Here is a 12,503-nt window from a genome sequence, read left to right on the forward strand (position 1 = left end):
GGACAACATTGATGTCGTCTTGATCCATTCTTGATGCGACTGGTCGCACTCCGAATCAGTAGCCCGCACTGGGGGCGGACCAAGCGACGGCGGCGAGCGCCGGCGTCGTAAGTTCCCCTTGGACGGAAAAACCCGCGCGGGGACGATGCCCGCGCGGGCTGAGGACCGGTGTCTACGTGCGCTGGGTCAGGTTGAGGATGTTGCCCTCGCTGTCGAGGAACCAGGCGGCCTTGCCCCAATCACTGGTGGCGACGCCGTTTTCCGTCTTCAGGCCTGGCATGTCGTACTCTTCGAACGTGACACCTCTGCCCCGAAGTTCTTCCATCTCGCGTTCGAGGTTGTTCGTTTCCCAGCCCATCTGGGTGTTCTTGGCCGACCCCGCGTTATCTGTTTGGTAAACCAAAAAGGCGGTTCCGTTGCCGCAGCGGTACAGCAAGCTGTCCTCCTCCATGGACTCGGACGATTCCAATCCCAGCTTGTCCCGATAAAACTCCTTGGCCCTGCTGATGTCCTTCGCGGGAAGGACAGCCATGAGTGCTGAGTCCTTGAGCATAATGATTTCCTTTGTGCATTCGCTTTCGCATTGATGGCGATGCTCTCCCCCATAAGGCAGTCCCGGATCAACACTGTCCGGGGCGCGTGGCCGCCCTTTCCGCCTTATGCCGGGCTGCCACCTGGGACTCTGAAGCGCCCCGCCAGCCATCATCGGCGCGAGGGTCCCCGAAGCGTATGTGCCCATTATGGAACTGTTTGGTGCCAACGGAAATAGGGGTTAGGGGCTCTTTCACCTGACTGCTGCCACCTTTAGAGTGTCGACAGGCTCAACTGCCGGAAGACACAGGACTCACCCCGGCGGAAGGAATTGCGGTGGATAAATCAGTCCCACTTGAGCGCATGGTGTTCTTCAGCGATGCGGTCTTTGCCATCGCACTTACTCTCCTGGCCCTGGACCTGAAACTGCCGGTGGGGATTCCGCCCGAGCACCTCAACGCCGAACTGATAGGCGCGCTCCCGGAACTGTTCGCCTTTGTGCTGTCCTTCATCATCATCGCCCGCGTGTGGATGTCCCACCACACCGATTTTTTCCGCATCCGGGAATTCAGCTCGGGGCTGGCCTGGCTGAACATGCTGCTGCTGTTCTTCATCGTGATGCTGCCCGCCACCACGTCGGTCCTCAGCGACTACGGCGGAAATCCGAGTCCCTGGCCTAGTGCGCTGTACGCGGCGACGATTTCCGGCGTCTACCTCACCCTCGCCGGCATGTGGAGTTATGCCTGGCGCAAAGGGCTAACGGATGACACCGTGGACGACTACGAGCACCGGCGGGTGTTCCGGGGACGGTTGACGGCGCCGGCGGGTGTTCCTTCTCAGCATTCCGGCTGCGTTTTTCCTCACCAGCAACACCCCGTATCTGTGGTTCCTGATCGTGCCCGCAGCCCTCATCTCCCGCCGTTTGTAAGGCCGCAAGGCGAACGTGGGGTGATTCCTGCGGACACGCCGGAAGAGCTCGAGCGCTGCCGGCAGGCGCGATGTCTGCCGGTGGGCCCGCTCCTCTTAGGACTTATCGCGGGCTTCCCGCAGGTGCTGCTCCAGCTTGGCCTCCGCATCCCGCCGGCGGTAGCCGATGGAGCGGGCCTGCTCAGCGGTGGGATGCCGGTGCTCCCGCTCCCCCACATGGTGGTTCGCCCCGGTTACGGGCACGGCGTCATTGTCCACTTGGTTGTTATCACCCATACCGGATGGTCTCACACCCACCTAACGAGGCAACAGGCAACACCCTCCTAAAAAGCAATGGGGGGAAACCGCCCGGGCTGGAAAGCCGCAGCGTCAGAGGTACTGGCCCGGAAGCTCGACGTCGTCGTCCGGGTTCTGTTCCCGGCCGCTGCCTTGCCCCAGCGGCCCGTTGTCCAGCACCACGGCTGGCATGCCGCCGTGAAGATTTTCCAATGGCTCCAACGCTTGCCGTGTTGCTGCCTGTTTCGCCGCGATGGTGGACTGGATGTCCTGCACCAGTCCCCCGATCCACCCGGAAAGCTGGGCCTGGCCGATCCGCAGCTCTTCCTCGGACGCCGAAGATGCGCCGGTCAGCGGCTGCCATAACCGCTGCAGTTCCTCCGCCGGGCCCGGCGCGAGGCCGTCCTGGAGTTCCTCCACCGAGCGCTGATGGACGTGCGCCAGCCGGGCCCGGGCTTCGTCGTCGAGAGGTGCATGATGTACTTCGTCCAGGAGCCGGATGATGCTCGTTCCAATCCGCATCACTTTCGCCGGATCTTCGGCCAAGCGGCCGACCGGGCTGCCGGCACTGCCCCCGGCACCGGGATCGGCAAGCGGGCCTTCAGGTCCGGCGGTCATGGTTCTTCCTCTCACTGGCAAGATTCTTTCCTGACGAGGCGTGGGCGACCCCGGCAACTTCAGCAAGCATGGCCCGATTCTCAAGGTAAGCATACTTACTATCTGTCCTCAAGCCTGCATCGCGCGCCGTCGACACCGCCGCCGCATCCGCTGGTCACCACGCGTTTGGAACCTGGACGCCGGGCCTTCCTACTGTCGCAGGGACGGCGGCCGGACGCGTGGCCGCGAAAAATACAGGAAGGCAGAAATGACCATCAAAATGGACCAGCCCAGCTTCAGCAGGCGCGCCGCTTTAGCGGCAGCCGGAACCCTCGGCGCGCTGGGAGCCGCAGTGGTTGCCGGGACCGGCGCCAACGCGGCGCCGGGGGCGAAGGCGCCCAAGCCAGCCCTCGCCTTCCGCCCGGACGGCCGGTTCAAGGTGGTCCAGTTCAACGACACCCAGGACGATGAGCAGACGGACCGCCGCACCATCGAACTGATGGACCGGACCCTGGACGTGGAAAAGCCGGACTTTGTGGTGATCAACGGGGAGGTGATCAACGGCGGCTGCGATACCGGACTGCAGGTCAAGCAGGCACTGAACCACGTGGTCCAGCCGATGGAAAGCCGCAACATCCCCTGGGCCGTCACCTTCGGCAACCACGACGAGGACTCGGTCGCACGGACCGGGATGACCGAAGCCAAGATGCTGCAGTTCCTGCAGAGCTACGAGTTCAACGTCAACGGCGACACCGCCGACGGCGTCACCGGAACCTCCAACTCGCTGCTGCTGGTGCGGTCCTCCAAGTCGAAGGACCCCGCATTCGGCCTGTGGCTGATCGACACCGGCCGCTACGCCCCGGACAGCATCAACGGACAGGACTTCGAAGGCTACCCGGACTGGGACTGGGTGCGCATGGACCAGGTCACCTGGTACCGGAACCTTTCCATCGCCACCGAGCAGAAGTACGGCAAGAAGATCCCGTCCCTGATGTGGGGGCACATCGCCCTGCATGAGCACCGCAGCATGTGGTTCGCCAGCATCGATTCGCGGACGGACGCGGACCACCAGCGCGCGGTGAAGAAGCACAGCATCGTGGGCGAACGGAACGAGGGCACCCGGCGGCCTTCATAGTCGGCCACGATTATGCTGCTTGAGCCGGAAAGCCCGGCCATCAAAGCCCGCCCCAGGCCAGGCTCACCACCCCAGTTGCGTATTAACGCCGCTTCAGCCGGCGGGTACGGCTCGAGCCGGACGGGCAACAGCAACGCGGGTCCGTCCCCATGGACGGTCGCGGGAATGATCGAACCGTCGTGCAGGACAGCTTCAGTATCAGCAGCCATTACCAACTTCCCTTCGTTGGAGGTTGCAACAGCTCAGGATGGCACCGGCAGTTAGCAACGTGTAAGCACAGTTCTTGACCTGCCGAGGACCCGGCCAGTAGGTTATCGATTGTCGTTATTACTGATAGTCGATAACTTTGGGGGAATATGAAATTGGCCAATGGCGTTGCGCGCCGGACACCGGGCAGCAAAAGCGTCGTCTCCAAAACGGACGCAGTGGCACTGATGATTGTCTCGGCCGCCGTGGTTGTTGTGACGACGACCATGACCGTCTCCGGAATCACCGCCTATTTCACCGGTCCCGTGACCCTGACACTGCCATTGGCCACCACGCGATGGACTTCGGACGGCCTGCGTTTGGGAGCGGAGGCGCATTTCACCTCAGTCGAGGCGACCATCCCCGCACTCCCGGCCAGCGAGGCTGCCCTGTTGGCCTGGGCCGGAGCGCTGAACCACCTCGGCCTCCTGGCCGTGCTGGCCCTGCTGTTCATGCTCGCCTTCCGCCTCAAAGGCGAGAACCTGTTCTCCGCGGGCTCGGTGTCCACCGTCGGAACCTGCGGTGCAGTCCTGGGAGTGGCGGGAAGTGCCGGGCAGGTTCTGGACCAGGTGGCCCGGGGCCGCCTTACGGAAGCGATCGGGGTAAATGGCGCAGAAGAAGGCATGGTCTTTATTGGGCACTTCAACTTCGTGCCGGTGGTCGCTGGAGTTGTGCTCACACTGGTGGCCGGCGTGTTCCAGTTCGGCGGCCGCCTGCGGAAAGACACCGAGGGCCTGGTCTGATGCCAGCCGAGGATACTACCGGCATCCATTGCCGCCTCGACGAACTGCTGGAACAGCGCGGAATGACACTGACTGAGCTAAGCAGGCGGGTGGGGGTGAGCCTGGTGAATCTTTCGGTTTTGAAAAATGACAGGGCCAAAGCCATCCGGTTCTCAACTTTGTCAGCCGTATGCCGGGAGTTGGACTGCGAGGTGGGAGACCTGCTGGTAACAGACCCTGCCGCGGTCGGCTAGTTAATGAGCGGACGGCACAGGCTCCGCCCCGCCCGGACCATCCGTATCTCCGGCTCACTTTCCCACTCGGGCGGAAGCAGGCCCCGCCGGCCGTCCGGCCGGAACCCGTGCCTGCGGTAGAAAGCCTGCGCCCGCGGGTTGCCCTCGAGCACCCACAGGTACGCCGGGGACTCCCCGATCGCGGCACCCAACAGGGCCGCACCCAAGCCCCTGCCCTGCGCCCGAGCCAGGATGTAGATCGAATACAACTCCAGCGGAACGGGACCGTCCCCGTCACGGCCCGGCCCGGCGTCGGCAAGTCCCACCACCTCGTCATTGGCGTCCAGGGCGATGATCCGCGGGTGGGGAACGTTTAGGTACGTCCGGCGGCGGTCCACACGTTCCGGAATTGCCTTCCGGCGGGCGGCGAAAAAGGCCGGGGATAGCAGGTGGGGGTAGCACTCCTCGTGGGACAGCGTGTGCATCAGCACCACTGCCTCGGCGTCCTCAGGAGTTGCTTGGCGAAGCTGGTAGTCCATGCTTCAGGCTAACTAACCCACCTGCCGTCCTGGGGAGGCAGCACCCTTCCAGCTGCCCGGTGACGCACATCAACCTTTCAAGCCTTGCCGATCCTTCGAGACCGCAGCATACTTATTAGCAGAACTAATTAGCAGTGCTAAGCATCTTCAGGAGGCGCAACGCAAGCGTGACCACAACCAACACTGAGAGCAGCCAAAGTTCCGAGTCGGCCAGTCCCAACAACCTGGCCATAGACCTCCGCACGGCCGTGATGCGCACTTCCCGCCGGCTGCGCGTCGAGGCAACCGGCGAGGTCATCACCCCGGGCCAGTACACGGTGCTCGCCCAGCTGAACGGCAACGGGGCACAAACCCTCCGCACACTCGCCGAACGGGAGCACGTGCAGGCCCCGTCCATGACCAGGATAGTCAACGCCCTCGCTGACCAGGGCTTCGTATCCAGGGCGGCAAACCCCGACGACGGACGCCAGGTCCACGTGGACATCACCGACGCCGGGCGGGCCGTGTTGGCGGAAGCCCGGACCCAGCGGACCGCGTGGCTTGCCCAGCGCGTAGCGGGTTTGAGCGAAGAGGACCGGCTGGTCCTGAGCCGCGCCGCGCACATCCTCCAGGAGATGAGCGGCAAATGAGCGCCATGTTCCGGGCTCTGGAAAACCGCAACTACCGCATCTGGGCCGCCGGGGCGCTGGTATCCAACGTCGGCACCTGGATGCAGCGGGTGGCACAGGACTGGCTGGTCCTGACGGTCCTCACCAATCATTCGGGTGCCGCCGTCGGCATCACGACCTCCCTGCAGTTCCTGCCCATGCTGCTGCTCGGCCCCTATGGCGGAGTCCTGGCCGACCGGTACCGCAAGCGGGTGATCCTGCTGTGGACGCAGGTGGCCATGGGCCTGACCGGGCTGGTGCTGGGACTCCTGGTGGTGACCGGCACCGCCCAACTGTGGCACGCCTACCTGGCCGCCCTCTGCCTAGGAATTGCCGGCGCCATCGACGCACCGTCACGCCAGGCGTTCGTCTCCGAACTCGTGGGACAAGACAACATTTCCAACGCGGTGGCACTAAACTCCGCGTCCTTCAACACCGCCAGGCTCACGGGTCCCGCCGTCGCCGGCCTGCTGATCGCGTGGGTGGGCACCGGACCGGTGTTCCTGATCAACGCCGCCAGCTTCGCCGCCGTCATCATCTCGCTGTTCCGGATCCACACTCCAGAACTGGCCCCGCCCGCCAAAGCCGGCCGGGGCAAACACCAGGTCGCCGAAGGCGTGCGCTACGTCCGGCGGAGACCGGACCTGGTGCTGATCATGGTCCTGGTGGGCATCCTGGGCGCCTTCGGCATGAACTTCCCCATCATCAATGCGCTGATGGCCACCGTGGAGTTCGGGATGGGCCCCGGTGAATTTGGGCTCCTGGGCTCCATCATGGCGGTGGGCACACTGGCCGGCGCGCTGCTGGCTGCGCGCAGGGCGGGGCCGCGGCTGCGGTTCCTGCTCGGCGGGGCGCTCGGGCTCGGGGTCTTCACGCTTCTTGGAAGCGTCTCGCCGTCGTTCTGGCTGTATGCCGTGGTGCTGATACCTGTCGGCTTGGCGTCAATCACGTTCCTGAACAGCTGCAACACCAGCATCCAACTCTCGGTGGAGCCCCAGTTCCGCGGACGCGTACTGGCCCTGTACCTGGCAGTCCTGCAGGGCGGAACCGCCGTGGGGGCACCGTTGATGGGCTGGATTGGCTCGGAGTTCGGCGCACGCTGGTCCGTGGCGGCCGGCGGTGCGGTGGTTTTGGTAACTGCGCTGTTTGCCGTGACCATGGTCAGCCGGAGGAGCCACATGACCTTCCGCGACAACCTTCGGATCGTGTTCCGCAGGCGGCGCCAGCCGGCGCTCTAAAGGACCGGACGACGGCGTCGCCGGACTTCCGCTGCGGGAAGCCTCAGGTGGGGCTGCTGTGGGTGGCGCGTGCCGGCGTCGTCAGCTCCTTCTTGCTGCCACAGCCTCGGTGAGCGACTTCAGCCAGCGTTCGAAGTCCGGCGGAAAGATGTCTGCGGCGGGGGCAGGAATGACCGCGCTGCGGCGGACCTCATATGTATACATGGCCCCAGCTTGGGAGCCGGCCACGTCTGCACAGGCCACCGCACCGTCGAAGTGGCTATCCCGCAGTACCTAGCCTTGGGCCGACCCGCCGAGCACCACGTTCACCGGTTCCTTGCCCTCAAGCATCAGCCCGATCTGCTGCTTGATCAGCCGGACCATCCGCGGGAACATCGCCGAGCTCGCCCCGCCCACGTGCGGGGTAATCAGCACATTGGGGGCAGTCCACAGCGGATGGTCGGCCGGCAGCGGCTCCGGATCCGTGACGTCCAAGGCAGCCCGCAAACGGCCGGAGGACGTCTCGGCCAGCAACGCATCGGTGTCCGCCACTTGACCGCGGGCCACGTTCACCAACAGGGCGCCATCGGGCATGGCGGCGAGGAACTTCCCGTCCACGAGCTTCTGTGTCTGCTCGCTCAGGGGAACGCTGACCACCACGATGTCGTGGAGCGGCAGCTGCTCGTACAGCGAGTCAATCCCAAAAATCTTTCCGCCGGAGTCCTCGCGTTCGCGGCTGGCCATCCGGGTAACGTGTGTTTCGAACGGCAGCAGCCGAGCCTCGATGGCCTTGCCCACTCCCCCGTAACCGACCAGCAGCACGCGTCTGTCTGCCAGGCTGGGCCGCTCGCCGTTGCCCCACGTCCCGCTGGCCTGGTTCCGCACGAAGTCCACCATCCCGCGCTGGCTGGCGATCATCATCCCCAGGGCGAGCTCCGCCGTCGACGTCTCGTGGACGCTCGCCGCGTTGGCGAAAACGAAGCCGCCGGACAGAACGTCCTCGACGCCGTCGTACCCGATGGACTGGCTTTGGATCAGGCCGATGTCCGCTGACTTCAGCGCCGCCAACACCTCCGGGCCGCGTATGTACGGCGGCACCACGATGTCCAACCGTTCGGCGGGGGCAGGCCCGGAAAAGTCCCACAGCAGGAACTCGACGCCGGTGGTCGGCTCCAGCGCATCCAGCAGTTTCTGATCCGGAAGAGAGACGCGCAGCGGCCCGGTCATGCCGCCACCACGGGGAGTTGGAAGGATTTCATAAGGGTGATCTTAGTGTGCTGTGCCGTCGAAGAGCAGTTGGCTGACCGCTTTGGTTACTCGACTTGGGCCAGCGCCTGCGCCGTTGACAGGACGATGTTCCGCTGATCCTCATAATGGCCGGCCAGGGAATCGTTCAGCTCCTTGAGCCAGCCGTTGCCGGTCGCTTCGAGGACCGTCGCATCGAGGTCGAGGATTGCGGGCGCCTCCAGGACCTGCCGTGCAGAGAGTGCTGCGCGGTGGACTTGCAGCTCCTCAAGAGTCACGGCCAGGCCGCAGCTTTGCTGGTACCCGGCGAGGAATGCGTCAAGGAGCTCCGGATGCTCGGGCACATCCGGCGTTGAACCGAGGAGGTCGCGCACCGCGGAGGCCACATCTGTGGCGGCAGGCATAAGCCCGCATTCGTCCAGGTCAAAACAGGTAGCTCTTCCCTGCGACCAGCGAAGGTTGTCGAGCTCAAAGTCCCCATGGCCCAGCACGTTCGGCCCCGGACCAAGGCGTTCGGTCAACAGCGTCAGAATCTGTGCCGCCTCCCGCAGGTCCTGATCGGGGTGTGCCATCAGGCGGGCAAACACGTTCGCCTGCTGTTGCGGGACTGCACTAGTTAGCGCACCGGCGGCCTGATGAAAGCCAGCCAAGGCCCCACCCCAGGCGGCGGCAGCACCGGCGTCGAGCCCGTCCGTGTCCAGCTCCTCACCGTCGACTCGCCTGACCACGCACGCTGCCACCTGCCCCAACGGGGTCGGGACCAGCTCTACAGGCCGGCCTTCGCCTGAACGCACAAGGCCCGCAACGGGAGCATCGGCGTCGCTCAGCCGTGCCTGAAGCTGGGCTCCCCGCTCCAGGCGCGCTCCCGCCGTCGATCCGGCGGGAGCGAAGCGGGCGTACAGGACACTGTGCGCGTCACCTTGGGGCGGAAGGACGAAGACATGCGCCGCAGAGGAACGCCAGTACCTCAGGGCACCTGCGGGAATGCCCCACTTCAGGCCTACTGCATCGGCCACCGGCGAGCGCCACTCGCCGTCGACCGTTGCTTTCATTCCTGAAATCTGGCTCAAGGGCAACATGCTGCCCATCCTGCCACGGCGGCCGCTCCTGAAATTCAGCCCCAGTCGCTGCCGGGGGCACCCTGACCTAGGGAAAGCCTTGATAGGTGACCATATGGTCACCTATCATTATTCCTATGGATGCCGTGTTCAAGGCGCTCGCGGACCCCACCCGGCGGGACTTGCTGGACGAGCTCTTCCGGGAAGACGGGCAGACCCTCGGTGCTCTTGAAGGCCGCTTCGACATGACCCGGTTCGGGATCGCCAAGCACCTTCGGATCCTGGAGGAAGCCGGGCTGGTGGTGGCCCGCCGTCGGGGGCGTGAAAAGCTGCATTTCCTTAACCCGGTCCCTATCCGGCTCGTCCATGACCGCTGGGTGAGCAAATACGCAGAACCATGGGCCGCTGGCCTCAGCGACCTCAAATCCAGATTGGAAAGTCCCATGGAAAAAATCTTCGAGATCTACATCAAGACCACCCCGGAACGGCTCTGGGAAGCCATCACGGACAGCGAAATCCGCAGCAAGTACCAGTTCGGAAACACCATCCAAACCGACTGGACCCCGGGCGGGCGCTTCACTATGAACAACCTGAAGGCCGGCGCACCGCTTGGCGAAGGCGAGAACCTTGAGGTGGACCCGCCGCGCCGCCTCGTCCAGACCATGCGCGCGCTCTGGGGCGATGACGTCAAAGCCGAAGGAACCTCAAAGATCACGTGGGACATCGAACCGGTGGGTGATTCCTGCCGCCTCACCGTCACCCACAGCGACCTCCGCGAGGGCGCCAACGAACAGCTCTACGGCGGCTGGCCGATGATCCTTTCCGGCCTGAAGACCTGGCTGGAGACGGGCGAGAAACTCACCACGCCCGGCTCACTGATGTATACCTGAACTGGCGGACGCAGACCTTACTACGGCGCGTCGACGTCGTTCGAGGGCTGTGATGATGGCTTGCAGGGAGTGGGGCTACCTGGCCGGTGGCCGGTTGGTGCCGCCCCATCCCCTGCCCCGCAGGTTGCGCGTGGCCACCAGCGAACCGCCGATGAACAGCACGCCCAGGACCACGATCGCGACGCCCACGTAGAACCATGCACCCCGGCCGAAGATCATCAACGCCGCGCCCAGGATGCACAAGCCCTTCGCGGTGATGTCCAGGTACAGCTGCGTCTTTGGAGAAGCCATAGCTCCACGATAAACCAGGCCAACACGGGTCCGCACGGCCCTTCGAAGCCGGGCTACTAGGTCCGCTGCCGCCACAGCAGGCACACACCGAACGTCACTAAACACAGGACCAGCATGGCGAGCACCATCCGCGCCCAGCTTTCCTGGTCCACGCCGGCGGCCGCGAAAACGCCGATCATCACGGTGGCGGCAATTGCCCCCACGTACCGGCAGGTCTGGTAGATACCGGCCGCCACTCCCCGCTCCTGCGCCCGGGTGGAGACAAACATGCCCTGGTTGGTGGCGATGCTCACCGTTCCGTACGGGATACCCATCAGCGCTGTCAGCACCACCACCAGCGGAATTACCAGCGTCACGGTGAGCAACCACATCAGCGCGGCCACGGCGGTCAAGAGTACGACGCCGAATATCAGCACGTGGCGCACGCCGAACTTTTCCATAGCCTTGACTGCCCACGGCGTGGCGACGACGGACATCGCGGCGAGCGGCAGCATCAGCAGGCCCACCACGCCGGGATCGTAACCGCCCGCTTCCTGCAGCAGCTGTGGCAGGCCGAAGAAGACAAAGTAATAGACGCTGCTGAACACCGCGAAGCCCAAGTACACCAGCATCAGGGGGCGGTTGCGTCCCAGCAGCCGCAGATCCAGGAAGGGCCGGTTGAAGCGCAACTCGCGCCAGGCGAACAACACACCGATCACCGTTCCAGCCCCCAGCATCCACCAGCGGTAGCCCGGCGCCACGTTCAGCGCCGCCATCATCACCAGCAGCAGTGCGGTTACGAAGGCCAGAATCCCGGGGATGTCCGAGTCCCGGATCAGCTCGGCAAAGCTGCCGCGTTCCCGGGCTTCGTCCTTTGGCGCGGCCTGCCGAACGATCAGCAGCGCGGCGAGCGCCAGCGGAACGTTGACCAGGAACAGCGCTTCCCAGCCCACAAAGCTCACCAACAGGCCACCCACCACAGGCCCCACTGCCGCCGCCGACGTGTTGGCCATCTGGAGCCGGCCCAACGGACGGGCGGAGTCCACGTTGGCCCGGTGCGCAAGGGCTCCCACCATTACCACCGCGCTGGGATAGGCGGTGGCCGTACCAAGTGCCATCACGGCCCGGGCCACGCAGAGCAGGGCGAAGTTCGGCGCGAGCGGTGCCAGTGCGCAGGTAACGGCAACCAGTGCCATGCCGAGCATAAACATCCGCCGCGGTCCGAACCTGTCGGCGAGCCTGCCCATCACGGGCTGGCCCGCGGCTGAGGCAAGGTAGAAGGAGGTAACCACCCAGGTGACGGCAGCTACGTCGAGCCCGAAGTCGGCGCGGAGCACCACCAGGGCCACGGCGATCATTGAGGAGTTGAGCGGGTTCAATGCCGTGCCCAAGCTGAGGCCTGCGACGGCCAGGGCAGTCCGGGGTTTGTTGCTCACGGAAACAGTCTGGTGCACCGGCCCGGGCGTTCGCGACTTTGATGAACACCGCGGGACGCGCAGGTGCAGGGCCAGCTAGCGGGTGCGGGCAGCGAGCGCGGCGTCCAGGAATTCCAAGTGGGCGGGGGCCGTGCGAACCGTGTTCGCCTCATATTCGGGGTGCTTGGTCAGGAACTTCTTGATGTAGGGGCACACCGGCACGATTCCGAACCCCGCACTGACCGTCTCGTCCAAAGCCGCCGTGGCGAGCTGCCCCGCCAAACCTTGCCCGCCGTATTCCTCGTTGATCACGGTGTGGTAGAAAATCCGCTGGGGTGAGGCGCCGCCGTCGTAATCCTTGTACGCGGCCTTGCCGATCACGTTGCCGGCGTCAAGGATTTCGAAGCGCTGGTGGCCGGGGTTGTGGCGGACGGTGATCTGGCTCAAGGGGATCTCCTTCGATGCGGTTATATTGCTGCCCGTGCAAAGCCTAACCCGGGCCGGGCAGCCCTTATTTCCGTATCGGTTTCCCCACGAAGACCATCGTCCGCCGTT

At 64.7% G+C, this 12,503-nt stretch carries 16 protein-coding genes; 7 read left to right on the forward strand and 9 right to left on the reverse strand.

Translation table 11 applies throughout. From position 1 onward, the window contains the following. Window positions 1–172 precede the first annotated feature (172 nt). Window positions 173–553: a VOC family protein gene (locus QFZ70_RS13445; RefSeq protein WP_307096301.1), complete on the reverse strand. Its 381-nt coding sequence runs from the start codon at window positions 551–553 to the stop codon at window positions 173–175. A 314-nt stretch (window positions 554–867) separates the two neighbouring features. Here QFZ70_RS13445 and QFZ70_RS13450 point away from each other — a divergent pair, with 314 nt between their 5' ends. Then, on the forward strand, window positions 868–1,785 hold the full coding sequence (locus QFZ70_RS13450; protein WP_307096302.1) for a TMEM175 family protein: 918 nt from the start codon (window positions 868–870) through the stop codon (window positions 1,783–1,785). Between the two features lie 42 nt (window positions 1,786–1,827). On the opposite strand, the gene QFZ70_RS13455 is transcribed toward QFZ70_RS13450, so the two are convergent. Continuing rightward, window positions 1,828–2,352, reverse strand: a complete 525-nt coding sequence (locus tag QFZ70_RS13455) for a proteasome activator (protein ID WP_307096304.1) — start codon at window positions 2,350–2,352, stop codon at window positions 1,828–1,830. Between the two features lie 247 nt (window positions 2,353–2,599). On the opposite strand from QFZ70_RS13455, the gene QFZ70_RS13460 reads away from it, so the two are divergent. The 3 genes from QFZ70_RS13460 to QFZ70_RS13470 all read left to right on the forward strand — a co-directional run bounded on the left by QFZ70_RS13460 (window position 2,600) and on the right by QFZ70_RS13470 (window position 4,688). Then, the gene (locus tag QFZ70_RS13460; protein WP_307096305.1) at window positions 2,600–3,466 is read left to right on the forward strand and encodes a metallophosphoesterase; all 867 of its coding nucleotides are present in this window, start codon (window positions 2,600–2,602) and stop codon (window positions 3,464–3,466) included. A gap of 356 nt (window positions 3,467–3,822) precedes the next feature. Next, complete coding sequence (locus QFZ70_RS13465) at window positions 3,823–4,455, forward strand: hypothetical protein (RefSeq protein WP_307096306.1); 633 nt, start codon at window positions 3,823–3,825, stop codon at window positions 4,453–4,455. Beyond that, window positions 4,455–4,688, forward strand: coding sequence for a helix-turn-helix transcriptional regulator (locus tag QFZ70_RS13470; protein WP_307096308.1), 234 nt, complete (start codon window positions 4,455–4,457; stop codon window positions 4,686–4,688). Before QFZ70_RS13465 ends, QFZ70_RS13470 begins: the two co-directional genes overlap by 1 nt. Here QFZ70_RS13470 and QFZ70_RS13475 read toward each other — a convergent pair. After that, window positions 4,685–5,206, reverse strand: coding sequence for a GNAT family N-acetyltransferase (locus QFZ70_RS13475; RefSeq protein WP_307096311.1), 522 nt, complete (start codon window positions 5,204–5,206; stop codon window positions 4,685–4,687). The two genes, QFZ70_RS13470 and QFZ70_RS13475, sit on opposite strands and share 4 nt — an antisense overlap. Before the next feature lie 251 nt (window positions 5,207–5,457). Between QFZ70_RS13475 and QFZ70_RS13480 the strand changes: the two genes are divergently transcribed. Together QFZ70_RS13480 and QFZ70_RS13485 are read left to right on the forward strand one after the other, a co-directional pair. After that, on the forward strand, window positions 5,458–5,835 hold the full coding sequence (locus QFZ70_RS13480) for a MarR family transcriptional regulator (RefSeq protein WP_373461682.1): 378 nt from the start codon (window positions 5,458–5,460) through the stop codon (window positions 5,833–5,835). Then, window positions 5,832–7,091, forward strand: a complete 1,260-nt coding sequence (locus tag QFZ70_RS13485; protein WP_307096314.1) for an MFS transporter — start codon at window positions 5,832–5,834, stop codon at window positions 7,089–7,091. Before QFZ70_RS13480 ends, QFZ70_RS13485 begins: the two co-directional genes overlap by 4 nt. Window positions 7,092–7,172: 81 nt before the next feature. Here QFZ70_RS13485 and QFZ70_RS13490 read toward each other — a convergent pair whose 3' ends face one another. From QFZ70_RS13490 to QFZ70_RS13500, 3 genes are all read right to left on the reverse strand, one after another. After that, window positions 7,173–7,295, reverse strand: a complete 123-nt coding sequence (locus QFZ70_RS13490; RefSeq protein WP_307096316.1) for a hypothetical protein — start codon at window positions 7,293–7,295, stop codon at window positions 7,173–7,175. A gap of 69 nt (window positions 7,296–7,364) precedes the next feature. Beyond that, on the reverse strand, window positions 7,365–8,297 hold the full coding sequence (locus QFZ70_RS13495; protein WP_307096318.1) for a 2-hydroxyacid dehydrogenase: 933 nt from the start codon (window positions 8,295–8,297) through the stop codon (window positions 7,365–7,367). 86 nt (window positions 8,298–8,383) lie between these two features. Next, a complete protein-coding gene (locus tag QFZ70_RS13500; protein WP_307096320.1) occupies window positions 8,384–9,367 on the reverse strand; it encodes a phosphotransferase in 984 nt (327 codons plus the stop codon). Between the two features lie 143 nt (window positions 9,368–9,510). On the opposite strand from QFZ70_RS13500, the gene QFZ70_RS13505 reads away from it, so the two are divergent. Continuing rightward, the gene (locus tag QFZ70_RS13505; protein WP_307096322.1) at window positions 9,511–10,263 is read left to right on the forward strand and encodes a metalloregulator ArsR/SmtB family transcription factor; all 753 of its coding nucleotides are present in this window, start codon (window positions 9,511–9,513) and stop codon (window positions 10,261–10,263) included. A gap of 75 nt (window positions 10,264–10,338) precedes the next feature. On the opposite strand, the gene QFZ70_RS13510 is transcribed toward QFZ70_RS13505, so the two are convergent. From QFZ70_RS13510 to QFZ70_RS13520, 3 genes are all read right to left on the reverse strand, one after another. After that, window positions 10,339–10,554 (reverse strand): hypothetical protein, encoded by a 216-nt coding sequence (locus QFZ70_RS13510; protein WP_307096325.1) that lies wholly within the window; start codon window positions 10,552–10,554, stop codon window positions 10,339–10,341. A 56-nt stretch (window positions 10,555–10,610) separates the two neighbouring features. Further along, entirely contained in the window at window positions 10,611–11,969 is a 1,359-nt protein-coding gene (locus QFZ70_RS13515; RefSeq protein ID WP_307096327.1) for an MFS transporter, read from the reverse strand. 75 nt (window positions 11,970–12,044) lie between these two features. Then, on the reverse strand, window positions 12,045–12,395 hold the full coding sequence (locus tag QFZ70_RS13520; protein WP_307096329.1) for a GNAT family N-acetyltransferase: 351 nt from the start codon (window positions 12,393–12,395) through the stop codon (window positions 12,045–12,047). Window positions 12,396–12,503 lie beyond the last annotated feature (108 nt).

The sequence above is a fragment of the Arthrobacter sp. V1I9 genome, from assembly GCF_030817075.1.
Classification (GTDB): domain Bacteria; phylum Actinomycetota; class Actinomycetes; order Actinomycetales; family Micrococcaceae; genus Arthrobacter.

Coding starts and splice junctions, on each gene's coding strand:
- QFZ70_RS13445 (WP_307096301.1), bottom strand. CDS start 553: ATGCTCAAGGACTCAGCACTCATGGCTGTCCTTCCCGCGAAGGACATC.
- QFZ70_RS13455 (WP_307096304.1), bottom strand. CDS start 2,352: ATGACCGCCGGACCTGAAGGCCCGCTTGCCGATCCCGGTGCCGGGGGC.
- QFZ70_RS13460 (WP_307096305.1), top strand. CDS start 2,600: ATGACCATCAAAATGGACCAGCCCAGCTTCAGCAGGCGCGCCGCTTTA.
- QFZ70_RS13465 (WP_307096306.1), top strand. CDS start 3,823: ATGAAATTGGCCAATGGCGTTGCGCGCCGGACACCGGGCAGCAAAAGC.
- QFZ70_RS13470 (WP_307096308.1), top strand. CDS start 4,455: ATGCCAGCCGAGGATACTACCGGCATCCATTGCCGCCTCGACGAACTG.
- QFZ70_RS13475 (WP_307096311.1), bottom strand. CDS start 5,206: ATGGACTACCAGCTTCGCCAAGCAACTCCTGAGGACGCCGAGGCAGTG.
- QFZ70_RS13480 (WP_373461682.1), top strand. CDS start 5,458: ATGCGCACTTCCCGCCGGCTGCGCGTCGAGGCAACCGGCGAGGTCATC.
- QFZ70_RS13485 (WP_307096314.1), top strand. CDS start 5,832: ATGAGCGCCATGTTCCGGGCTCTGGAAAACCGCAACTACCGCATCTGG.
- QFZ70_RS13490 (WP_307096316.1), bottom strand. CDS start 7,295: ATGTATACATATGAGGTCCGCCGCAGCGCGGTCATTCCTGCCCCCGCC.
- QFZ70_RS13495 (WP_307096318.1), bottom strand. CDS start 8,297: ATGACCGGGCCGCTGCGCGTCTCTCTTCCGGATCAGAAACTGCTGGAT.
- QFZ70_RS13500 (WP_307096320.1), bottom strand. CDS start 9,367: ATGAAAGCAACGGTCGACGGCGAGTGGCGCTCGCCGGTGGCCGATGCA.
- QFZ70_RS13505 (WP_307096322.1), top strand. CDS start 9,511: ATGGATGCCGTGTTCAAGGCGCTCGCGGACCCCACCCGGCGGGACTTG.
- QFZ70_RS13510 (WP_307096325.1), bottom strand. CDS start 10,554: ATGGCTTCTCCAAAGACGCAGCTGTACCTGGACATCACCGCGAAGGGC.